Genomic DNA, 20,734 nt, shown 5'->3' with positions numbered 1-20,734 from the left:
CCCGTCATGAACCACACCGACGACGAACTGGCCGGCCTCGACATCACCGCCCTCCTGCGCTACGGCCTCACCGCCGCCCCCGGCCCCCTGCGCACGTCCCTCTTCGGCGACGGCGCGGTGGGCGCGGCGGTGCTCCTCGACCGCCTCGGCACCGAGCCGCGCTCGGTGGCGTTCCTGGCGGAGGTGGTCCGGGCGGGCGGTCCGGCGCCCGCGGCGGCCCTGCCCGAGCCCCTGCCCCGCCCCGAGGCGGCGACACTCGTACGCGAGTGGCTGGAGGCGGCGGCCTCCGTGGCCCCCGGTCCGGAAACCGTCGACATCGCCGACACCGCCGCCCGCTGGCTGCGCGCGGTCGCCACGATCATCGAACTGCGCCACCGGACCCACCGCTGACGCGGGGCCGGTGACCCCGCGCCGGTGACCCCGCGCCGGCCGCGTGCGCCCCGCCGACCGGGTGGACCTGGTGGACACGCGCTCGGTTGCCGCACATCGGATCGGATTTCCCGTGATGGTGGGACCCCTCCCGTATGTGCTGTTCGAGAAAGGGCACCGCCATGACCATCGTGGAGCTTGACTACAGCGGCGACGGCATCGTCGAGCTGATGAGGACGCCGGTGGTGAACCGCGACCCGCAGTGGCTGAGAAACGCGCTCCAACAAGCGGCCATGCTCGAACTCGCCACGCTGCCGCCGTACCTGTGCGCCTGGTGGTCGCTCATCGAGGACACAGAGTCGGGGGAGGCCGCGAGCGCCGCCATCAAGGTGATCATCTTCGACGAGATGTCCCACCTCGGGCATGTCTGCAACATGCTCACCACGATCGGTGGCATCCCGCGCCTGGCCCACGAGAGCGTACTGGCGCCCTATCCCTGTCCGCTCCCCGGCGGGATCAAGCCCAGCATCAACCCCGAGCTGGAGGTGTATCTCAGCGGGCTGACGAGGGACTCGGTCCGGATGTTCTCCGAGATCGAGGCCCCCGAGAAGCCGCTCGCGCAGTTCGCCGGGGACGGCACCGAGACGTTCCACTCGATCGGACACTTCTACACCGCGATCCTGGAAGCCTTCCGGCAGCACCAGGGGGAGATCACCGGGAAACGTCAGATCGTCAAGCGCATGGAGCATCACGGGGCGGGCAACAGCCTTTTCGCCATCAGGACGATCGCGGACGTGGAGAAGGCGATCGAGATCATCAAGGAGCAGGGCGAGGGCACCGAGCAGACGCCGGACAACCAGTTCCCCGGATTCGAGGGGGAGTTGTCCCACTACTACGTCTTCCGGGAGATCTTCCGCGGCAAGAAGCTGATCAAGGTGCAGGAGAATCCCCCGAAGTGGGACTTCACGGGCGCCGACCTCCCGCTGCCCCACGCCCGGCCCATGGGCAGGGTGCCCAAGGGCGGCTGGGCGAAGAACCCGGACACCGTGCCGAGCCCGCAGGTGCAGAGTGAACTGGACGACTTCAACAAGGCGTTCAGCGGCATGCTGAGAAGCCTGGAGTCGGCCTGGCAGCAGGACGACCCGGCGCAGGCCAACGCGGCCCTGGGGGAGGCGGTCGGCCTGATGTTCGGCCTCGCGGGGCCCGCGGGAAATCTGATGGAGATCCCCCTGCCCAAGGACCCCGGGTCGACCTACGGACCGGAATTCCTGTACGTCCCGCCCACGGCGTAGGAACCGCCGGTGATCAGCGGGTGGGCATGCCGCCGTGCGGGCTCTCGACCACCAGCGGTACCGACCCCTCGACGAGGTAGGGGTGGTCGGGGAAGTGGTCGACGTGCAGATGGCCGCCGTCCTCGGCGGCGGCCAGGGCCCGCAGGTTGTCCGCGAGGACGGCCCTGGCCTCGCCGTCCCCGCTGATCACCAGGAGCCGCCGCGCGGAGTCGAGGCCGATGAGGACCCCGGGGCCGGGGGAATCCCGCACCTCGACCCCCGCCAGCACCTCGACCCCCGCCAGCACCTCGACCCCCGCCGGCTCGTCGACCCCCGACGGGGACGCGCACCCGAGCAGCCCCTCACCCTCGGCCACCGCCCGTGCCAGGGCGCGGAGTTCCTCCGCCGAAGCGGTGAGAGCCACCTCGCCGAACCCGGGGTCGCGTACCAGCCTCATCGATGCACTCCTTGCCCGGGCGACATACAGACATGATCACACCGATCGCCTCGTCGCGGCCCCCCCGCCCGCCCTCAGTGGCCCAGGAACACCGGGTTGGTGAACGCCGCCAGGGCCCCGGGCAGTGGGGGCGCCGTCGCCGCGTGGCGCACCTCGGCCCGTACGTACGCCGCGTACGAGGGTGTCGTACGCCATTCCACGGCGCCCTCGCCCGAGGTGGGGAGCGGGCCGCCGGTGAACAGGACGCCCTGGTCCGTGACGAGGCGGACCGTGCAGCCGGGCGCGCCCCGCACCTCCAGACGGACCGTCACCGGGGTGTTCCCGGCCACCGCCAGGCGTTCGCCGATGCCGGCGTGTTCGCCCCGGCCGCCCGTCACGGAGAAGGCCAGCGACACGGTTCGCGACTCCGCGACGTACGACCGCCCCGCCCTGATGCCGTCCTGGATCGCCTCCCGCGTCAGGTCCTCGGCCCACACCACCGTCTGCGGCAGGCCGACCACGTCCGGGTCCCGGTGGGCGTCGCTGTTGCCCATCGCCGGGATCCAGTCCCGCCGTCCGTCCCGCACCCCCGCGACCAGCATCGCGTCCCAGTCCGCCAGGGCCACCTCGTCGTCGGGCGTGTAGGGGCCGTTCCACACCTCGACCGCGTCCGCCTCCCCGAAGCCGAACTTCCAGCCGCAGCCGATGCAGGTGGCGTGCGGGTGGGCCGGTACCACCAGGCCGCCGGTGCGGCGGATACGGCGGGCGAAACGGCCGAAGCGGTTGTCCCGGGCCCGGTAGCGCCAGTCGACGAAGGTCCCGGGGTCCGTGCCCACGGCGAGGACGTGTCCGGTGCGCGTGGTGACCTCCTCGCCCAGCAGGACCAGCAGGTCGTCGCCCGCAACCTCCGCCCACGCCCCGTGCCCCGCGTGCGTGTTGTGCTCCGAGGTGTTGACGAAGTCCAGGCCCGCCGCCCGGGCGAGGGCGCCGATCTCCGCCGGGGTGCGGCGGCCGTCGGAGTACCAGGAGTGCAGGTGGCAGTCGCCCCGGTACCAGGCCCGGCCCCGGCCCTTCGCCCGGGAGGGCGGGAACACCGGCCGGACGGCCGCGCCCGGGTCGCCGTACGTCAGGGTGACGGTGATCTCGTACGCCAGGCCCTGCGGTGCCACCGTGTACGGGCCGAGGACGAGGTGCCAGGTGCCCTTGCGCACCGGTCCCGCGACATACCCCGGCGTCGCCTCGTCCGCCCGGACGAAGAACTCCGTGCGGGCGCCGCCGGACCAGCCGCGGAAGCCCTCCCCGCCCAGTGCGGTGCCGCGTTCGTCGAAGAGGCCGATGTCGAGCGCGTTGCCCGGCGTGCCGGCGGGGACGGACGGGCGGTCGTAGCGGTAGGCGACCCGCACCTCCCGGACGCCCGACGGGACGTCCACGGGCACGTACACGAAGTCCGGTGACCCGGTGGGCAGGGTGCCGCGGACGGTCCTGGTCTCCCGGGACCCCGGTTCCGGGTCCGTCGCGGCCGACGAGAAGCTCACGCTGCCCAACGTAAGGGCGGCGGCGGAGCCCGTCACGAACAGTGCGCGTCTTCCGATTTCCTGGGTGTCGTCACACATGCCCGGCAGTGTCGCGGCCGCGCGTGAACTCCCGTGGAAGGAAGGGGAATCGGGAGGCGTCGACCCGGACCCCGAGATCAATTCCGACCGGTCGGTATGGACAGAGGGGTCTTCTCCCGGTACAGATGGGGTCGACACCCGCGCCCGCCCCGCCCGGGAGCACACGCACCCGCCCGAGAAGAGCCGTACGCGACGAAAGGCCCCCGATGCGCATCGCCGTCACCATCTTCCTCACCGACGAGACGATCACCCCCACCCGCCTCGCCCGTGAGCTGGAGCAGCGCGGGTTCGCCGGGCTCTACCTCCCCGAGCACACGCACATCCCCGTCGAGCGGACCACCCCGTACCCGGCGGGCGGCGACCTGCCGCGCGAGTACGGCCGTACCCTCGACCCCTTCGTCGCCCTCGGCCAGGCCGCCGCCGTCACGGAGCGGCTGGGCCTCGGCACCGGCATCACGCTGGTCGCCCAGCACGACCCGATCGACCTGGCCAAGCAGATCGCGACCCTGGACCATCTGTCCGGCGGGCGGTTCACCCTCGGCCTGGGCTATGGCTGGAACGTGGAGGAGGCCGCCGACCACGGCGTCGCGTGGCGCGAGCGGCGGGAGTCGGTCCGCGACCGGATGGGGCTGATGCGCGCGCTGTGGAGCGACGACCCCACCCCGTACGACGGCCCGTACGCGAGCGTCCGGGCCAGCCACGCCCACCCCAAGCCGGTACAGAAGCCGCGCGGCCCGGTCGTCGGCCCCCGTACCCTGATCGGCGGCGCGGCCGGCCCCAAGCTCTTCTCCCACATCAGCGAGTACGCCGACGGCTGGCTGCCGATCGGCGGGCGCGGGCTGTCGGAGTCCCTGCCGCTGCTGCGGGCCGCGTGGGCCGACGCCGGCCGTGACCCGGCCGCGCTCCAGGTCGTGCCGTACGCCGTCCACCCGTCGGCCGGGAAGCTCTCCTACTACGCCGGACTCGGCATCGAGGAGACCGTGCTCCAGTTGCCGCCGGCCGGCGAGACGGAGGTGCTGCGGCTCCTCGACGAGTACAGCGCCTTCGTGACCGATTCCAGTGACACCGTGTAACGACCGCCGGTGAGGGACGAATCGGGCGCCCCCGTCGTCCCTGACCAGCCCGAACGTATGCTCAAGGAATGACGACTTCGGCGACCTCCGGAACCGGCCCCACCGAGCGCCCCGGCGCCACCGGCCCAACCGAGAACTCCATGCGTCGCGCCCTCAAACGCGCCCGGGACGGCGTCGCCCTCGACGTCGGCGAGGCGGCCGTCCTGCTCCAGGCGCGCGGCGAGGCCCTCGACGACCTCGCCGCGTCGGCCGCCCGGGTCCGGGACGCGGGCCTGGCGGCGGCCGGCCGCCCCGGTGTCATCACCTACTCGAAGAGTGTCTTCATCCCGCTGACCCGGCTGTGCCGGGACAAGTGCCACTACTGCACGTTCGTCACCGTCCCCGGCAAGCTGCGGCGGGCCGGGCACGGGATGTTCATGTCCCCGGACGAGGTGCTGGACGTCGCCCGCAAGGGCGCCGCCCTCGGCTGCAAGGAAGCCCTGATCACCCTCGGCGACAAGCCGGAGGAGCGGTGGCCCGAGGCGCGGGAATGGCTCGACGCGCACGGCTACGACGACACCATCGCCTATGTCCGGGCCATCTCCATCCGGATCCTGGAGGAGACCGGGCTGCTGCCCCACCTCAACCCGGGCGTGCTGTCGTGGACCGACTTCCAGCGCCTCAAGCCCGTCGCGCCCAGCATGGGCATGATGCTGGAGACGACCGCCACCCGGCTCTGGTCCGAGCCCGGCGGCCCGCACCACGGCTCCCCGGACAAGGAGCCCGCCGTACGGCTGCGCGTCCTCCAGGACGCCGGCCGTTCCTCCGTCCCCTTCACCTCCGGGATCCTGATCGGGATCGGTGAGACGTACGAGGAGCGCGCGGAGTCCCTGTTCGCGCTGCGCAAGGTCGCCCGCTCCTACCACGGCGTCCAGGAGCTGATCATCCAGAACTTCCGCGCCAAGCCGGACACCGCGATGCGCGGCATGCCGGACGCGGAGCTGGACGAACTGGTCGCCGCGATCGCCGTCGCCCGGCACATCCTGGGCCCCTCCGCCAACCTCCAGGCGCCGCCCAACCTCGTCGACAGCGAGTACGAGCGGCTGATCGGCGCCGGCATCGACGACTGGGGCGGGGTGTCCCCGCTCACCATCGACCATGTCAACCCCGAGCGCCCCTGGCCGCAGATCGAGGAGCTGACCGAGCGGTCCCGCGCGGCCGGGTTCGCGCTGCGGGAACGTCTCTGCGTGTACCCGGAGTTCGTCCGCCGCGGCGAGCCCTGGCTCGACCCGCGCCTCCTGCCGCACGTCCGCGCGCTCGCCGACCCGGAGACGGGACTGGCCGTGCCGGACGCCGTGGTCGAGGGCCGCCCGTGGCAGGAGCCGGAGGAGGTCTTCACCGCCTCCGGCCGGACCGATCTGCACCACACCATCGACACCGACGGCCGTACGTCCGACCGCCGCGACGACTTCGACGAGGTGTACGGCGACTGGGGCGCCCTGCGTGAGGCGGCCGCCCCCGGCATGGCACCGGAGCGCATCGACACCGACGTCCGCCAGGCGCTCGCGACCGCCGCCGACGACCCGACGAAACTCACCGACGCCGAGGCCCTCGCCCTGCTGCACGCGGACGGCCCGGCGCTGGACGCGCTCACCCGGGTCGCGGACGACGTGCGCCGGTCGGCGGTCGGGGACGACGTCACGTACATCGTCACGCGGAACATCAACTTCACCAACGTCTGCTACACGGGCTGCCGTTTCTGTGCGTTCGCCCAGCGCCGCACCGACGCCGACGCCTACACCCTCTCCCTCGACCAGGTCGCCGACCGGGCCCAGCAGGCCTGGGAGGTGGGCGCGGTCGAGGTCTGCATGCAGGGCGGCATCCACCCGGACCTGCCCGGCACGGCGTACTTCGACATCGCGCGGGCGGTGAAGGAGCGGGTCCCGGGCATGCATGTGCACGCCTTCTCGCCCATGGAGGTCGTCAACGGCGCGACCCGCACCGGCCTGTCGATCCGCGAGTGGCTGACGGCCGCCAAGGAGGCGGGCCTGGACTCGATGCCCGGCACCGCCGCCGAGATCCTCGACGACGAGGTCCGCTGGGTCCTGACCAAGGGCAAGCTGCCGACGGCGACCTGGATCGAGGTGATCACCACCGCGCACGAGGTGGGCATCCGGTCCAGCTCGACCATGATGTACGGGCATGTGGACCAGCCCCGCCACTGGCTCGGCCATCTGCGCACCCTGTCCCGGATCCAGCAGGAGACGGGCGGCTTCACGGAGTTCGTCACGCTCCCCTTCATCCACACCAACGCCCCGGTGTACCTGGCCGGCATCGCCCGCCCGGGCCCGACCCTGCGGGACAACCGCGCGGTGACGGCGATGGCCCGGCTCCTGCTCCACCCGCACATCCCGAACATCCAGACCAGCTGGGTGAAGCTGGGCGCGGAGGGCGCGGCGGAGATGCTCCGCTCCGGCGCCAACGACCTGGGCGGCACCCTGATGGAGGAGACCATCTCCCGGATGGCGGGCTCCTCGTACGGCTCCTACAAGTCCGTCAAGGACCTGATCGCGGTCGCGGAGGCGGCGGGCCGCCCGGCGAGGCCCCGGACGACCCTGTACGGCGAGGTCCCCGAGGAGCGGCAGCGGGCGGCGCGGGCCTCGGACGGGCATCTGCCGGAACTCCTGCCCGTGCTGGAGTGAGTACGATGATCCGACCTCTGTTGGATGAGGACATGTAGCTGAGGAGATGCGTGCCCGTGGCTGCCCGACGGCTTCCCTCGTGGGTCTGGGTCACCGGTCTGACGGCGGGTGCGATCGCCGCGGTCGCCGTGCTGACGGTGAAGGCCGAGAAGGGCCCGCATCCCACGGCGGCGGCGGCGGTCCGCCCGAGCGCTTCGGCGTCGGCGGCGCCCGGCGCCGGATCGTCCGCGGCGCCCAAGCCCTCCGCCTCCCCGGCGAAGACCGGGGTGCCGCGGGCCTCGGGCACGGGCCGCCGGGTCGTCTACGACCTGTCGGACCACCGCGTCTGGCTGGTCGACGCCGACGACACCGCCCGCCGGACGTTCACGGTCTGGCCGGGCACCGTCGAGCCCGCGCCCGGCACGTACACGATCTCCGTGCGCAAGGACGCGACGACCGGATCCGACGGGGTCGAGATCGAGCACATCATCTACTTCTCGGTCGTCTCCGGCGTGAACATCGCCTTCTCCAACGCGGTCGACGGCTCCTCGCCGCCCCCGGCCGCCGCGGACGCCCGGACGGGCGGGATCCGCATGCCCGAGGCGGACGGGGCGGCGCTGTGGGCCTTCGGCGACCTGGGGACGAAGGTCCGCGTCGTCGAGTAGGCGCCGGCGGTCAGGCGGCCGGCTCGTCGGCCGCCCGCCCGGACGGCAGGTGGTTGACCAGCAGCACGATCCCGCTGAACACGAAGACGCGGGTCGCCGCCTCCAGCCCGTTCCAGGTGTCCGACTGCCACATCGCGAACCACTCCCCGCCGATCGCGATGAACCCGGCGCCGAACAGCAGCATCAGCATCAGCAGGCCGTACGTCGAGAACGCGCGGGCCCGGACGAGGTCCCGGCGCGCCCAGAACCACGTCCCGGCGGCCAGGACGACCGCGGCCACCGTCTCCCACGCGATGATCGCGACGTACGCGGCGTCCTGCAGACCCTTGCTCGTCACCGCCCGCCACATCAGGTCGTCGTCCTTGAAGGTGGTGTCCATCGCCAGCACGTGCCGGACGAACTGCTGGTTGGTGCCGAAGTCGGTGATGTTCCCGAAGGCCACGAGCGCTATGTAGAGCGCGACCGTTCCGGTGAGGAGCCCGGCGGTCAGCGGGAGAAGACGTGAGGTCTGTGTGAATCGTGAGGTGGGGGTGGTCATGCCGGTCCCCCTACCCCGTCGGGAGGCCATGTCACCCCATCAAGTTGCCTATGGTTACTTCATGTTGGGGAGGCAACCGGATCGCGCCGACCGACGACCCGGCCGGGCGGCCATCACCGAGATCCGCGCGATCCGGGAGACGGCAGAGGCGGAGGCAGGCCTGTGACGGACTGGGCCTGGGACCACAACCCGAGCGCCGAGTACGTCACCGGCGGACTGCCGGCTTTCTCGCCGTTCCGCGGCACGAGTGCGTCCACGTCTGCAATGTGACCTGGTACGGCTGACGCCCGGGATCTCCACCGGGCCTTCACAGCCCTTCCGCCGCCACAGCCTGCGTGTCGTCCCGTTCGATTACAGTGACGAACGTCGTACGTACGGACGGTGCCCGGGAGGACTTGGTGAGTGCGACGTCCGGCGCCGTCTGGGGCCGTGCCGAACAGCAGGACTTCCGCAGCCGGGTGCGCGGCACGCTGCTGGGCGCCGCCGTCGGCGACGCGCTCGGGGCGCCCGTCGACGGCCTCGGCATCGAGGAGATCCGGCAGGTCCACGGCCCGGAGGGCGTCGTCGACCTCGCCCCCGCCTACGGCCGGCGCGGCGCCGTCACCCATCTCACCCAGCTCACCCTCTTCACCGTGGACGGGCTGATCCGCGCCCAGGTCCGCCGGGACACCGGCGCCTGGCACCCGCCGACCGATCTGCACCGGGCGTATCTGAGATGGGCGGCAACCCAGCGCGACTGGGGGCCGGACCTGCGCAAGGACGACGGCTGGCTGGCCCGCGAGGAGTGGCTGTACGCCCGCCGAGACCCGACCTGCCCGCTGCTCATGGGGCTCGGCGACGAACACCTGGGCACGCTGGACTCGCCCAAGAACCCCGACGCCGATGGCCCCGAGCCCACCGCCCGTTCCGCGCCCTTCGGTCTGCTCGTCGGCTGGGAGCCGCAGCTCGTCGCCCAGCTCGCCGTCGAGTGCGCGGCCCAGACCCACGGCCACCCGTCGGCGTACCTCGCGGCGGGCGCGTACGCCGTCACCGTGCAGGCGCTCGCCCGGGGCGAGAGCCTGGACGGCGCGGTGCAGCGCACGCTCGCGCTGCTGGCGGCCCGGCCCGGACACGAGCCCGTCTCGGAGGCGCTCCAGCGCGCGCTGGGCGCCGTACGGCAGGGGCTGCCGGGGCCGGGACGCGTGGCGGAACTGGTGGGGGAGGGGGCGGCGCCGGGTGTGCTCTCCGGCGCCGTGTACTGCGCGCTCGTCGCGGAGGACGTCAGACACGGACTGCGCCTCGCGGTGAACCAGGGCGGCCCCTCCGCCCCGACCGCCGCCCTCACCGGCGGACTGCTCGGCGCCCTGCACGGCGAAACGGCCCTCCCGCCGGCCTGGCTGGCCGAACTGGAGGGCCGCCCCACGATCCTGGAACTCGCCGACGACTACGCCATGGAACTGACCCAGGGCCCGGCCCTGCACAACCCCGCGGGCGCGTCACCGGGGTGGCTGGCCAGGTATCCGCGGTAGGACACCGTTCAGTCCTTCGCGGGGACCGTGTCCCGGGGCTCGGGGATCGGGACTGCCGCGCCCGTGGCGCCGCCGTCCCCGTCCGTGTTGATCTTCTCGATGATCGCGAGCCGTTCCGGGGTGTCCTCCGGCTTCAGGAAGCCGATGAGGACGTAGAGGATCAGGGACACGGCCAGCGGTACCGATACCTGGTACTGGAGCGGCACCCCGCCGTCGACGTTCCAGTTGATCGGGTAGTTGACCAGCCAGAAGGCGAACAGGCCCATCGACCAGCTGGTCAGCGCCGCCGTCGGTCCCGAGCGCCGGAACGGGCGCAGCAGGCCCAGCATCATCGGGATGGCCATCGGACCCATCAGACCGGCCACCCACTTGATGACGACGGTGATGATGTCCTTGAACGCGGGGGAATTGACCTGGGTGGCCGCCGCCATGGACAGCCCGAGGAAGACGACCGTGGTGACCCGGGCGGCGATCAGACCCGACCGCTCGCTCCACTCCCGGGCCCGCCGCGACACCACCGGCGCGCAGTCCCGGGTGAAGACGGCGGCGATGGCGTTGGCGTCGGAGGAGCACATGGCCATCGTGTGCGAGAAGAAGCCGACGATGACGAGCCCCAGCAGACCGTGCGGCAGCAGCTGTTCGGTCATCAGGCCGTAGGAGTCGGAGCCGTCCGGCTTCTGCGACTCGACCAGCAGCGGGGACATCCACATCGGGAAGAACAGCACCAGCGGCCAGACCAGCCACAGCACCGCCGACAGCCGCGCCGAGCGCTCGGCCTCCCGCGGGGACGCCGTGGCCATGTACCGCTGGGCCTGGTTCAGCATGCCGCCGTTGTACTCGAAGAGCTTGATGAACAGGAACGCCAGCAGGAAGACCGTGCCGTACGGGCCGACCAGCGGCTTGTCGTGTCCCTGGAGCGCGGGCTGGTCCCAGGCTTCGAGGAACCCGATGCCCTTGTCGTCGAGCTTCATCACCACGGCGACGAACATCGCGACGCCCGCCAGCAACTGGATGACGAACTGCCCGAGTTCGGTGAGCGCGTCCGCCCACAGCCCGCCGATCGTGCAGTAGACGGCGGTGATGGCGCCGGTGATGAGGATGCCCTGGTTGAGGGAGACCCCGGTGAAGACGGACAGCAGGGTGGCGATCGCCGCCCACTTGGCGCCCACGTCCACGATCTTCAGCAGCATCCCGGACCAGGCGAGCGCCTGCTGGGTCTTCAGGTCGTAGCGGTTCTTCAGGTACTCCAGCGGGGAAGCGACATGGAGCCGGGAGCGCAGCCGGTTGATGCGCGGCGCGAACAGCTTCGAACCGATGGCGATGCCGAGGGCGATCGGGAAGGACCACGTGACGAACGACGTGACGCCGTAGGTGTAGGCGATGCCGGCGTAGCCGGTGAACATCACCGCGCTGTAGCCGGACATGTGGTGCGAGATGCCCGACAGCCACCAGGGCATCTTGCCGCCGGCGGTGAAGAAGTCGCTGACGTTGTCCACGCGTTTGTGCGACCAGACGCCGATGGCGACCATCACGCCGAAGTAGCCGATGAGCACGGCCCAGTCGAGACCGTTCATGTGCGCCCTCCCAGGGGTTCAGCCCGGCGCTCATCGTGGGCGTTGCCGCGTGAACACGACAAGTAAGCGTCAGGTCAAAGGGAGGTAAAATCATTCGGCATACTGTCCTGTGTTCATCTATGTGAACTCATCGCATCAGCTCGCCAGCGTTGACCAGCAGTGATTGTCCGGTGATGGCCCGCGCCCGGTCCGAGGCCAGGAACACCGCGGCGTCCGCGACGTCCCCGTCGGTGGCCAGCTCGGGCAATGCCATCCGCCCCGTCAGCCGCCCCAGCACCTCCTCCTCCGCCACCCCCTCGGTCTGCGCGGTGAAGTGCACGTACGCCTGCACCGGCGGCCCCCACATCCACCCCGGCAGCACCGTGTTGACCCGGATCCGGTGCGGCCCCAGCTCCCGCGCCAGCGAGTACATCGCGCTGGTCAGCGCCCCCTTCGACGCCGCGTACGCCGCCTGCCGCACCTGCGAGGGCGCGGCCACCGCCGACTGCGTCCCGATGAACACCACCGACCCGCCGCCCGCCTTCAGCCCGTCGAGACAGGCCCGGGTCATCCGCAGCGTCCCCAGCAGGTTCACGTCCAGCACCGACTGCCAGGTCGCGAAGTCCGCGTCCTCCAGCCCGCCGAACAGGGAGTCCCAGGCGGCCACATGGACCACCGCGTCGATCCCCCCGAACCGCTCCCGCGCCAGCCCCGCCAGCGCCGCGCACTGCCCCTCGTCCGTGATGTCCGTGGCCCGGTACGCCGTGTGCGTGCCGTCCGGATCGATCCCGGCCGCGCTCTTGGCGAGGTTCGCCTCGGTCCGTGCCCCCAGCACGGCGTTGCCCCCGTCCCGTACGACCGCCGCGGCGACCTGGTGCCCCAGGCCCGCCCCGACTCCCGAGACGACGACGGTCTTCCCCGCGAGCAGTGACATCGGTGGCCTCCCGGCTCTGGCGCCCTATCTGACGGAGCGTCAGAGTAGGGGTGAGTGCAGGAGGACGGAAGGGGAGCAACCGTGAGCGAGGAGACCCGCAGCGAGACGTACGCCGAGCTGGCCGCCGTAGGACCCTACGGCGTCCGTCCGGGCCACGCCCTGATCACCATGGTCGAGCCGCACCCCGGCCACGAGTATGCCTACAACCGCTGGTACGAGGACGACCACTACTACGCCGGCGCGATGGCCATGCCCTGGATGTACGCGGGACGGCGATGGGTGGCGACGAGGGACCTGCAACTCCTGCGCTACCCGGAGAAGTCGGCGATCGCCCAGCCGGTGACCGCCGGCTGCTACCTCTCCACGTACTGGATCACCTCCGGCCGCTACGACGACCACATGCGCTGGACGGTCGCCATCAACAAGCGCCTCAACCGGGACGCCCGCGTCTACCAGGACCGCACCCACGTCTTCACGGCCTTCCAGGACCACGAGGCGACCGTCTACCGGGACGGCGCGGCGGGACCGCGGGACTTCCACGCCCTGGACCATCCGTACGCCGGCCTGGTCCTCCAGGTGATCGACACCGACACCGCCGAGCAGCGCGCCGGGCTCCTGGAATGGCTGCGCACCCGACATCTGCCGCGGCGGCTGTCCGGCTCCCCGGCCGCCATGGTCACCCTCTTCCGCCCGACGCCGCTCCCCGGCGACCGCATGACCTACGTCAAGCAGGTCGAGGGCGTCGGCACCCGCCTGACCCTGCTCTGGTTCCTGGAGACGGACCCCAGGCAGTGCTGGGCGGACCACTTCACGGACCTGGACACCCAGGTCACCGCGTCCGGACTGGGCAGAGTGGAACTGGTGGCCCCGTTCGTCCCGACGATCGCGGGGACGGACACCTATGTCTCCGAGCTGAGGTGACCACGGGGCCGCCGGCGGGGGATCACTTCAACGCGTCCGGACACGGAGTGCCCCGCGGCAGCTGATAGGGCGCGGCGAGCCGGTACACGCCGGCCTCCGGCGCCAGCAGCATCGTCCACTTGTCCCCCTCCGCGTCCTCCTCCGTCTCGTACAGGCAGCCGTTGACGTTGTCGTACGTCTTCGCCTCGCCCTCGGCCCGGTGCTTGGACTCCTCCGTCTCCTGCGGAGCCTTCAGGCTCTTGCCCTCCGCGTCGACGACACTCAGCCACGGCGAGTACGGGATCCGGATCAGGATCCGGCCCGCCTTCTTCACGTCGATCGTCATCTCGCCCTGCTCGGCGCGCTGCACCACCGCGTCGGGCTCGGCGAGCGGCGCCGGATCCGTCACCCGGAACAGCTGCCAGTTGGCGTCGCCCCAGACCTGCTCCAGATACGGCAGCCCGCGCTGCACCAGCTCCCGCTCCCGCTCGCCGCCGTCCCCGTCCAGCGCGTCCTTCGGGACGACGACGAAGTGCACGGCCCACCGCTGGAGCCACTCGTGGTAGTTCGCCGAGTTGAGGGTGTCGTCGTAGAAGAGGGGGTTGCGCTCCATGTCGGCCTGCCGGTTCCAGCCCCGGGCCAGGTTGACGTACGGCGCGAGCGCGGACGCCTCGCGGTGCGAGCGGGCCGGTACGACCTCGACCCGGCCCTTCTCGGCGCCGACGCCCTGGAGTTCGTTGACCAGCGGCGCCAGCTCACGCGCCCAGGAGGCCGCCGGGGTGGTCCGCCAGACGTCGTCGACCGACTTGAAGCCGATCCAGCCGACGAACCCGGCGAACGCCACCACGATCAGGTACCACTTGCGGCTGCGCGGCACCGCGAACGGCAGCGCGGCCATCAGCACGACCCCCGCGAACAGCATGGCGAGCCGGGTGATGTTGGACCCGATCTGCGAGCTGACGAGCCACACCCCGAGCACACCGAGCCCGTACACGGCCGCCGTGATCCGTACGGTCTTCCAGTCGCGCGGGACGACGGCGAACACGATCGCCGAGTACAGCAGCGGCAGGGACGCCGAGCCGAAGGACATCGGCTGGGTGCCGGAGAACGGGAACAGCCAGGCGGAGACGGCGACCACGGCCGTCGGGGCGAGCCCCAGCGCCCACGCGCCGGGCCGCCGCTTCTGGAGGAACAGCGCGACGGCGACGATTCCCACGAACAGCCCCGCCACGGGCGAGCCCATCGTGGCGAGCGCGGCGAGCGGCGCCGCGCACAGCGCCTTCGCCCACCGTTTGTAGCGCCAGCGGTAGGGCCAGCAGAACACGACGGCCACGGCGCCCAGCGCGAACATGTTGCCCAGGCCGAAGGTGACGCGCCCGGACGCGGCGTTGCACAGCAGCGCGAAGACCCCCGCCAGCGCGGGCCACACCGGGTTCTTCACGGGCCGGCAGCGCAGCAGGATCAGAGTGAGCAGGCCCGCCGAGATCGTCCCGGCGATCATCATCGTCGTCCGGACACCGAGGACGGACATGAGGTACGGCGACACCACGCTGTACGACACCGGGTGCATGCCGCCGTACCAGGCGAGGTTGTACGCGGAGTCGGGGTGGCGGCCGACGAACTCGGCCCACGCGTCCTGCGCCGCCAGATCGCCGCCACTGTTCGCGAACGCGAAGAACCACACGAGGTGGAGGAGGCCGGACAGCACGGTCACGGAGAGCACGAGATGCCGGCGGAGGAAGGCGCCGAGCCGGTCGACGGCGGATCTCACGCGCGTGGGTTCCCGGTCGGCCGGACCGGCGTCCCGGCCGGTGCGGTCGTCGCGGTCATGGTCGCCGGACTGGGGTGCGGGCACCCGTGTCCGCGGGCCGGCGTCCGGGCCCGGACCGGTGTCGTCGGCGCGTGTCGGCTCCGCAGTGGCCACTCGAAGGCACTCCCCGTGTCCCGTCTTCTGTTCTCGGTCGCGTCCCGTTCGCGTCCGCTTCACGGCAGCACGGTAGCGGCCGCCGACCTGTCCCGTTTCGCGACGCTAGCACGCACCCCGCCGGACGGCTGCCCGGCGGGGTGGAGGAGCGCTACGGACGCGGCCGGTGGTCAGCCGATGCGCGTCAGCTTGTCCGGGAAGCCCGGCTCGACCAGGTCGCTCTGGAGCGCCACCGGCACCTTCACCGCGCCACCCGAGCTGTCCCCGACGGTGAGCGTGCCCACCTGGGTGCCGGCCTTCGCCGTGTGTGGGACGTCGTCGGCGGCGAACGACAGCTTCACCGTCAGACCGGCCCAGCCGACCGCCGTGACGTCCTTGGTGACGACGACCGGGGTCCGGCCGCCCAACCGGTCGTCCACGTACCCGACGACATCGCCCTTCTTCACGATCTTCGCCGAGGTCAGCCCGTCCTGGGCGGCGGTCAGCGCCGTCCTGCTGACGGTGTTGACCGTCTTGAGGATGGTCGGCTTGTGCTGGCCGAGGACCGCGCCGACGATGGTGACCGTCTCGCCGCCGACCTTCTTGCGGGCGGCGAAGAGGAGGTTGCCGCCGGCCGCGCTGGTGGAGCCGGTCTTGATGCCGATCGCGCCCATGAGGAAGGGCAGCGTGTTGTAGTTCGGCCAGTTGTATCCGGTGGGGTCCGTCCAGCTGGCCGCGCTGGTGATCGCCACGAGAGCCGGGATCTTCACCACCGCGTTGCCGAGCTTCACCTGGTCCTCGGCCGTGGAGACGGTGGTCTCCTTCAGCCCGGAGGGGTCGGTGTACGTCGTGTTCGTCATCCCGAGTTCCTTGGCGGCCGCGTTCATCTTCTCGATGAACGCCGCCTCGGTGCCCCCGTCCCAGCGGGCCAGCAGCCGGGCGATGTTGTTCGCCGACGGGATCATGACGGCCGAGAGGGCCTGCTGGAGCGTGAGCTTGTCGCCGGCCTTGACACTGGCGAGGGTGGACTCGCCGCTCTGGTTGTAGCCGCCCTCCTTCTCGGCGGTGGCGTCGACCGTGATGCTCGGGCCGTCCTCGCCCGCCTTGAGGGGGTGGTCCTTGAGGACGACGTACGCGGTCATCGTCTTGGCCACCGAGCCGATGGCGACCGGCGTCTGCTTGCCGAAGCTGTCCATCGTGCCGACGCCGTCGACGTCCATCCAGCCCTGGCCCTCGTTCGGCCAGGGCAGGGAGAGCTTGCCGCCCTCGAAGGTGTACGCGTCCTTCGCGGTGAGCGTCAGCGCGGTCGCCGGCAGCGGGCGGACGGCCTGCACGACCGCAAACACGATCACCAGCAGGATGACCAGCGGCGTCCAGATCTTGACCCGTCGGCCGAGCGTGCGCAACGGAGTCGGCGGGGGCGGCGGGGTGTTCGTCAGCTCGGCCAGCAGGTCCAGCGGCGGCTTCGGCGGCAGCGGCTGCTGCGTGGTGCGCTCGGGGCCGACCTGGGGGACGTGCGCGGTGACGTCCGCGGGCGTCTGGACAGCGCGGGGTTCGTCGAGCGGCTTGAGCGCGACGAACTTGCTGGTCCGCTCGGCGGCGGGTTCGGGGTCGGGCTTCGGCTCGGGCTTGGGCGTGGGCTCTTCGGTGGCCTTGCCCTTGTCGGCCTTGGCGGCCTTGTCGGCCTTGGCGCCCTCGTCGTCGGTGTCGGCCTCGGTCTCGGCCGGCTTGGGCTTGGTCGCGCCGCCCAGCTTGAGCATGGTGGTCGGCTGGTCGACGGTGGGCTTGGGCCGGGGGGCCTTGAAGACGGCGGTGGGCTGGTCGACGGGGGAGGGGGCGGCCTGAGCGTCCTGCTCGGGCTCGTCCTCCTTGTCGTCGTTGCCGCGCTTGCCGTCCTTGTCTTCCTTGTCGGCCTTGGGCTGCTCGTCGTTGCTCTCGGCCTCGGCCTCGGCCTCGTCGGCCTCGTCGACCGTGGCCCACTTCGGCGCGGGCTTGGAGGCGGGCTTCGAGGCGGACTTGGGCTCGGGCGCGGGCTCGGCCTCGGGCTCGGGCTCGGTCTCGGCCTCGGGCTCGGTCTCCGGGTCGCCGTCGGTGTCCTCGGCAGCCGCCTCGGTGTCCTCGGTGTCCTCGGTGTCTCCGGAGTCCCCGGCGTCCTCCCCGGAAGGCTCCTCGTCCTCCCCGGAGGGCTTCTCCTCGCCGCTTCCGGAGTCGTCGGAGGCGTCCGAGGCGCTCTCAGCGTCCCCGGAGCCCTCAGAGGGGCCCTCAGCGCCCTTCTCGGCGCCCTGGGCGTCCCGGGCGCCCTCGGCCTCAGCGGCCTCCTCGGCATCCCTCGCGGAGTCGTCCGCGGAGTCGTCCGTGGAGTCGTCCGCGTCCGTGCCGGAGTCGGCCACCTCCTCGGCGGGGTCGTCCGCGTCCCGCTCGATCTCCAGTTCGCGTACGGAGAAGACCCGTGTGGCCGTGTCCACACCACCACGGGACTCCGAGGCCGAGGCCGAGCCCGACGGCTCGCTCTCCCGTGCCACCGCGAGCCGCGGATCGCGGGGCTCGCGCGATTCGGGAACCATGCCCGCGCTCCCCGACGTCGGTTCCGCCGACGACTCGCGCTGCTTCGACCTGTCGGGGGACTCGCCCGCCACCGATGCCTCCTCGCATGTGCTGCTGTGCCGCATGTGCTGCCGAACCTGAACCGCCCGCCCGGAACCGCCTCATGGCACTGTCCGAACCATGTACCAGTGTCCTGTGTAGAGGGCTTGGCTCCTGCGGTAGACGAGAACGACATACCTACTGGTTCCACTACAAACAGGTCACGCACCCTCGACAGACCAATGTGAGAGGGGTCACCCTGTCATTCATCCACGCGGGGAGGCATGGATGGGCAGGAGCCGCAGAACGATTCCGGAAGAGCTTCTTCTGCTGGCGTTGGACCCGACCACGGGTACCACCGCACAGCCGCAGTCGCTCGACCTTGGTCTGGCCGGAGCACAGCTAGTGGAGCTGGCGCTGGCCGGACGGATAGCCCCTGACGGGGATCGTATCGCCGTGGTGTCGCCACGGCCGACAGGAGATCCGACACTGGACTGCGCGTTGGAGTTGCTGCGAAGGCGTGGCGCTCCGGTTCGGGCTGTCCACTGGATCGGCGGGCCGCGTCTCGGGCTCCGCCAGACCTACCTCTCGCATCTGGAGCGGTGCGGCATGGTGCATGCCGTGGCGGGACAGATGTGCGGGGTGCTGCCGACGACTCGCTACCAGGCGACGGACACCGAGATCAGCCGGGAGATCAGGGCCCGGCTGGACTCCGCGATCCGCACCGGCGTTCCGCCGGACCCGCGGACCGCGGCGCTCGCCGCACTGGCGCACGCGGTCGGCCTCGGCAAGCACCTGTATCCGGGGAACGAGGGACGGTCGTCCCGCTCCCGGCTGCGGGACCTGATCAGGCACGACCCCATGGGCGGACTCGTCGCGCACGCCGTGATGGACGTCCAGAACGGTGCGGCGGCCCAGCCGCGCCGCAACCCGGCGGCACCGGCCGGCCGACAGGCCGGACCAGGCGCCAGGCCCGCTCCGGAACCCGCCCGTGGCGTTCCGGCGCAGCCGCGCCGCGGTCCCATGGCGCGTGTCGTGGCCCACTGAGCCGCAGTCCCACGACGCACGCGAACGGCAGGACGCGCAGAACGCACAGAACGCGCCTGCCGGCAGGACCCGTATGACCCGTTCGGGAGCCGCCGCGGCCCGCGCGGGGCGGTGAGTCGTCACCGTCCCGCGCGGACGCATGTCGGGGCAGGTCGGGGCCACTTCCGACGGTGCCTGACCCGAACTGACGTGTACCGGCCGCATATCCACCGTTTTCCAGCGGTAGAAAGCACCTTGGTGGCAGTCTGCTCAACAGCAGATACGCAAAGTGTCAGATACAGGCATGCAGCCGGAGGTGCGCGTCCCGTGGCGTCCAATGTCAATCCCACCGTCAGGCGACGCCGGCTGGGCCAGGAGTTGCGCCGGCTCCGCGAGCTCAAGGGCATGACCGCCGAGGAGGTCGCAGAGCGGCTGCTGGTCTCCCAGTCGAAGATCAGCCGGCTGGAGAACGGCCGGCGCAGCATCAGCCAGCGGGACGTCCGCGACCTGTGCGGGGTGTACGAGGTCGAGGACCAGCGGATGGTCGACTCGCTGATGGAGATGGCCAAGGACTCCCGCCAGCAAGGCTGGTGGCACGCCTTCGGCGATGTCCCGTACAGCGTCTACATCGGTCTGGAGACGGACGCGGCGAGCCTGCGCGTGTACGACCCGCAGGTGGTGCCCGGGCTGCTCCAGACCCGTAGCTATGCGGAGGCGCTGATCTCGGGCGCGCTGCCGGAGGCTCCGCCGCTGGACATCGAGAAGCGGATCCAGGTGCGCCTGCGCCGACAGGAACGTATTTCCACAGGGGAGAACCCGCTGCGGCTGTGGGCGGTCCTGGACGAGGCGGCGCTGCGCCGCCAGGTGGGCAACCGTCAGGTGATGATCGAGCAGCTGGAGTACCTGCTGGAGATGTCCCAGCTGCCGCACGTCACCGTGCAGTTGATCCCCTTCACGATGGGCGCGCACCCGGGGGTGAGCGGGCAGTACGCGATCCTGGAGTTCCCGGACGCGGCCGACTCCAGCGTGGTCTACATCGAGGGTGTCACCAGCGACCTGTACCTGGAGAAGCCGCAGGACGTGCAGAAGTACAGCGTCATGTACGAGCACCTGCGGGCGCAGGCCCTGAACGCGGACCAAACGCGGGAGTTCATCCAGAAAGCGGCGAAGGAATACGCGCGCGAGGCGACCGCGTAGCCGCCCGGCGGGGTGAGGCGCCGCAAGGTACACCCTGGCCCGGTCTGGAGGGAAGTCCCCGGGGAATATGCCATCCGGTCGGGTGAATAGTCGCTCCGTATCACGATGTTGGCGAGTAGCGTCGATCACGCCATCGAGCAACAACGTTGGCGCAAACCGTGCCGTGCAGACGGAGACCAACCCACGGCGTGGTGACAGCAACTCAGCAACTCAGCAACTGACTACCGGAGCGAACATGGCAATCCAGCAGGGCGCCGCGAACGAGTGGGTCAAGTCCTCCTACTCCCAGGGCAACGGCGCGTGCGTCGAGATCAAGTCCCCCGTCACGGAGGCGATGGCCGTCCGCGACTCCAAGGTCACCGACGGCCCGACCCTGGCGTTCCCCGCCGACGCCTGGAACGTCTTCGTGGCGTCGGTCAAGGCCTAGGGCATCTCCCTGAGTCTCGGCCGGTTACGCACGGCAACCGCACAGGCACCACCCCAAGAGCCCCCTCGACCAGCTCGC

General features: G+C 71.3%; 17 protein-coding genes. 10 read left to right on the top strand and 7 right to left on the bottom strand.

Translation table 11 applies throughout. From position 1 onward, the window contains the following. Positions 1-6: 6 nt before the first annotated feature. On the top strand, positions 7-390 hold the full coding sequence (locus tag ACZ6D7_RS13600; protein WP_469488890.1) for a hypothetical protein: 384 nt from the start codon (positions 7-9) through the stop codon (positions 388-390). A gap of 161 nt (positions 391-551) precedes the next feature. Further along, on the top strand, positions 552-1,661 hold the full coding sequence (locus tag ACZ6D7_RS13595; RefSeq protein WP_469488887.1) for a ferritin-like domain-containing protein: 1,110 nt from the start codon (positions 552-554) through the stop codon (positions 1,659-1,661). Positions 1,662-1,674: 13 nt separating this feature from the next. Here ACZ6D7_RS13595 and ACZ6D7_RS13590 read toward each other — a convergent pair whose 3' ends face one another. Together ACZ6D7_RS13590 and ACZ6D7_RS13585 are read right to left on the bottom strand one after the other, a co-directional pair. Beyond that, a complete protein-coding gene (locus ACZ6D7_RS13590; RefSeq protein WP_469488884.1) occupies positions 1,675-2,097 on the bottom strand; it encodes an Imm32 family immunity protein in 423 nt (140 codons plus the stop codon). A 74-nt stretch (positions 2,098-2,171) separates the two neighbouring features. After that, positions 2,172-3,689: a CehA/McbA family metallohydrolase gene (locus tag ACZ6D7_RS13585; protein WP_469488881.1), complete on the bottom strand. Its 1,518-nt coding sequence runs from the start codon at positions 3,687-3,689 to the stop codon at positions 2,172-2,174. Between the two features lie 206 nt (positions 3,690-3,895). On the opposite strand from ACZ6D7_RS13585, the gene ACZ6D7_RS13580 reads away from it, so the two are divergent. The 3 genes from ACZ6D7_RS13580 to ACZ6D7_RS13570 all read left to right on the top strand — a co-directional run bounded on the left by ACZ6D7_RS13580 (position 3,896) and on the right by ACZ6D7_RS13570 (position 8,087). Further along, a complete protein-coding gene (locus ACZ6D7_RS13580; RefSeq protein WP_469488878.1) occupies positions 3,896-4,762 on the top strand; it encodes an LLM class F420-dependent oxidoreductase in 867 nt (288 codons plus the stop codon). Between the two features lie 68 nt (positions 4,763-4,830). After that, positions 4,831-7,443: a bifunctional FO biosynthesis protein CofGH gene (locus ACZ6D7_RS13575; protein ID WP_469488876.1), complete on the top strand. Its 2,613-nt coding sequence runs from the start codon at positions 4,831-4,833 to the stop codon at positions 7,441-7,443. 50 nt (positions 7,444-7,493) lie between these two features. Then, positions 7,494-8,087: a L,D-transpeptidase gene (locus ACZ6D7_RS13570; protein ID WP_469488873.1), complete on the top strand. Its 594-nt coding sequence runs from the start codon at positions 7,494-7,496 to the stop codon at positions 8,085-8,087. A 10-nt stretch (positions 8,088-8,097) separates the two neighbouring features. On the opposite strand, the gene ACZ6D7_RS13565 is transcribed toward ACZ6D7_RS13570, so the two are convergent. Then, complete coding sequence (locus tag ACZ6D7_RS13565; RefSeq protein WP_469488869.1) at positions 8,098-8,625, bottom strand: DUF2165 domain-containing protein; 528 nt, start codon at positions 8,623-8,625, stop codon at positions 8,098-8,100. 398 nt (positions 8,626-9,023) lie between these two features. Here ACZ6D7_RS13565 and ACZ6D7_RS13560 point away from each other — a divergent pair, with 398 nt between their 5' ends. Then, complete coding sequence (locus tag ACZ6D7_RS13560) at positions 9,024-10,133, top strand: ADP-ribosylglycohydrolase family protein (protein WP_469488866.1); 1,110 nt, start codon at positions 9,024-9,026, stop codon at positions 10,131-10,133. Positions 10,134-10,141: 8 nt separating this feature from the next. On the opposite strand, the gene ACZ6D7_RS13555 is transcribed toward ACZ6D7_RS13560, so the two are convergent. After that, on the bottom strand, positions 10,142-11,707 hold the full coding sequence (locus ACZ6D7_RS13555) for a sodium:solute symporter family protein (RefSeq protein ID WP_469488862.1): 1,566 nt from the start codon (positions 11,705-11,707) through the stop codon (positions 10,142-10,144). Between the two features lie 127 nt (positions 11,708-11,834). Continuing rightward, the gene (locus ACZ6D7_RS13550) at positions 11,835-12,620 is read right to left on the bottom strand and encodes an SDR family oxidoreductase (RefSeq protein ID WP_469488859.1); all 786 of its coding nucleotides are present in this window, start codon (positions 12,618-12,620) and stop codon (positions 11,835-11,837) included. A gap of 81 nt (positions 12,621-12,701) precedes the next feature. Here ACZ6D7_RS13550 and ACZ6D7_RS13545 point away from each other — a divergent pair, with 81 nt between their 5' ends. Next, positions 12,702-13,541 carry a hypothetical protein gene (locus ACZ6D7_RS13545; RefSeq protein ID WP_469488852.1) on the top strand — a complete coding sequence of 280 codons (840 nt, stop codon included), beginning with the start codon at positions 12,702-12,704 and terminating at the stop codon, positions 13,539-13,541. 22 nt (positions 13,542-13,563) lie between these two features. On the opposite strand, the gene ACZ6D7_RS13540 is transcribed toward ACZ6D7_RS13545, so the two are convergent. Both ACZ6D7_RS13540 and ACZ6D7_RS13535 read right to left on the bottom strand, forming a co-directional pair. After that, positions 13,564-15,444, bottom strand: a complete 1,881-nt coding sequence (locus ACZ6D7_RS13540; protein WP_469488847.1) for an MFS transporter — start codon at positions 15,442-15,444, stop codon at positions 13,564-13,566. 170 nt (positions 15,445-15,614) lie between these two features. Further along, the gene (locus ACZ6D7_RS13535) at positions 15,615-17,987 is read right to left on the bottom strand and encodes a serine hydrolase (protein WP_469488844.1); all 2,373 of its coding nucleotides are present in this window, start codon (positions 17,985-17,987) and stop codon (positions 15,615-15,617) included. A gap of 307 nt (positions 17,988-18,294) precedes the next feature. Between ACZ6D7_RS13535 and ACZ6D7_RS13530 the strand changes: the two genes are divergently transcribed. The 3 genes from ACZ6D7_RS13530 (at position 18,295) to ACZ6D7_RS13520 (ending at position 20,656) form a co-directional block, all read left to right on the top strand. Then, positions 18,295-19,053, top strand: coding sequence for a GOLPH3/VPS74 family protein (locus tag ACZ6D7_RS13530; protein WP_469488839.1), 759 nt, complete (start codon positions 18,295-18,297; stop codon positions 19,051-19,053). 306 nt (positions 19,054-19,359) lie between these two features. Beyond that, positions 19,360-20,229, top strand: a complete 870-nt coding sequence (locus tag ACZ6D7_RS13525) for a helix-turn-helix domain-containing protein (protein WP_469488836.1) — start codon at positions 19,360-19,362, stop codon at positions 20,227-20,229. Positions 20,230-20,464: 235 nt separating this feature from the next. Beyond that, positions 20,465-20,656 carry a DUF397 domain-containing protein gene (locus ACZ6D7_RS13520; RefSeq protein WP_469488832.1) on the top strand — a complete coding sequence of 64 codons (192 nt, stop codon included), beginning with the start codon at positions 20,465-20,467 and terminating at the stop codon, positions 20,654-20,656. Positions 20,657-20,734: the final 78 nt, after the last annotated feature.

This window comes from Streptomyces sp. NPDC041784, from assembly GCF_055591025.1.
Note: the sequence above shows the minus strand (reverse complement) of the source record. Positions and strands in the feature narration are given on the sequence as shown.

Coding starts and splice junctions, on each gene's coding strand:
- ACZ6D7_RS13580 (WP_469488878.1), top strand. CDS start 3,896: ATGCGCATCGCCGTCACCATCTTCCTCACCGACGAGACGATCACCCCC.
- ACZ6D7_RS13565 (WP_469488869.1), bottom strand. CDS start 8,625: ATGACCACCCCCACCTCACGATTCACACAGACCTCACGTCTTCTCCCG.
- ACZ6D7_RS13590 (WP_469488884.1), bottom strand. CDS start 2,097: ATGAGGCTGGTACGCGACCCCGGGTTCGGCGAGGTGGCTCTCACCGCT.
- ACZ6D7_RS13555 (WP_469488862.1), bottom strand. CDS start 11,707: ATGAACGGTCTCGACTGGGCCGTGCTCATCGGCTACTTCGGCGTGATG.
- ACZ6D7_RS13600 (WP_469488890.1), top strand. CDS start 7: ATGAACCACACCGACGACGAACTGGCCGGCCTCGACATCACCGCCCTC.
- ACZ6D7_RS13575 (WP_469488876.1), top strand. CDS start 4,831: ATGACGACTTCGGCGACCTCCGGAACCGGCCCCACCGAGCGCCCCGGC.
- ACZ6D7_RS13535 (WP_469488844.1), bottom strand. CDS start 17,987: ATGGTTCCCGAATCGCGCGAGCCCCGCGATCCGCGGCTCGCGGTGGCA.
- ACZ6D7_RS13550 (WP_469488859.1), bottom strand. CDS start 12,620: ATGTCACTGCTCGCGGGGAAGACCGTCGTCGTCTCGGGAGTCGGGGCG.
- ACZ6D7_RS13595 (WP_469488887.1), top strand. CDS start 552: ATGACCATCGTGGAGCTTGACTACAGCGGCGACGGCATCGTCGAGCTG.
- ACZ6D7_RS13585 (WP_469488881.1), bottom strand. CDS start 3,689: ATGTGTGACGACACCCAGGAAATCGGAAGACGCGCACTGTTCGTGACG.
- ACZ6D7_RS13530 (WP_469488839.1), top strand. CDS start 18,295: ATGGGCAGGAGCCGCAGAACGATTCCGGAAGAGCTTCTTCTGCTGGCG.
- ACZ6D7_RS13520 (WP_469488832.1), top strand. CDS start 20,465: ATGGCAATCCAGCAGGGCGCCGCGAACGAGTGGGTCAAGTCCTCCTAC.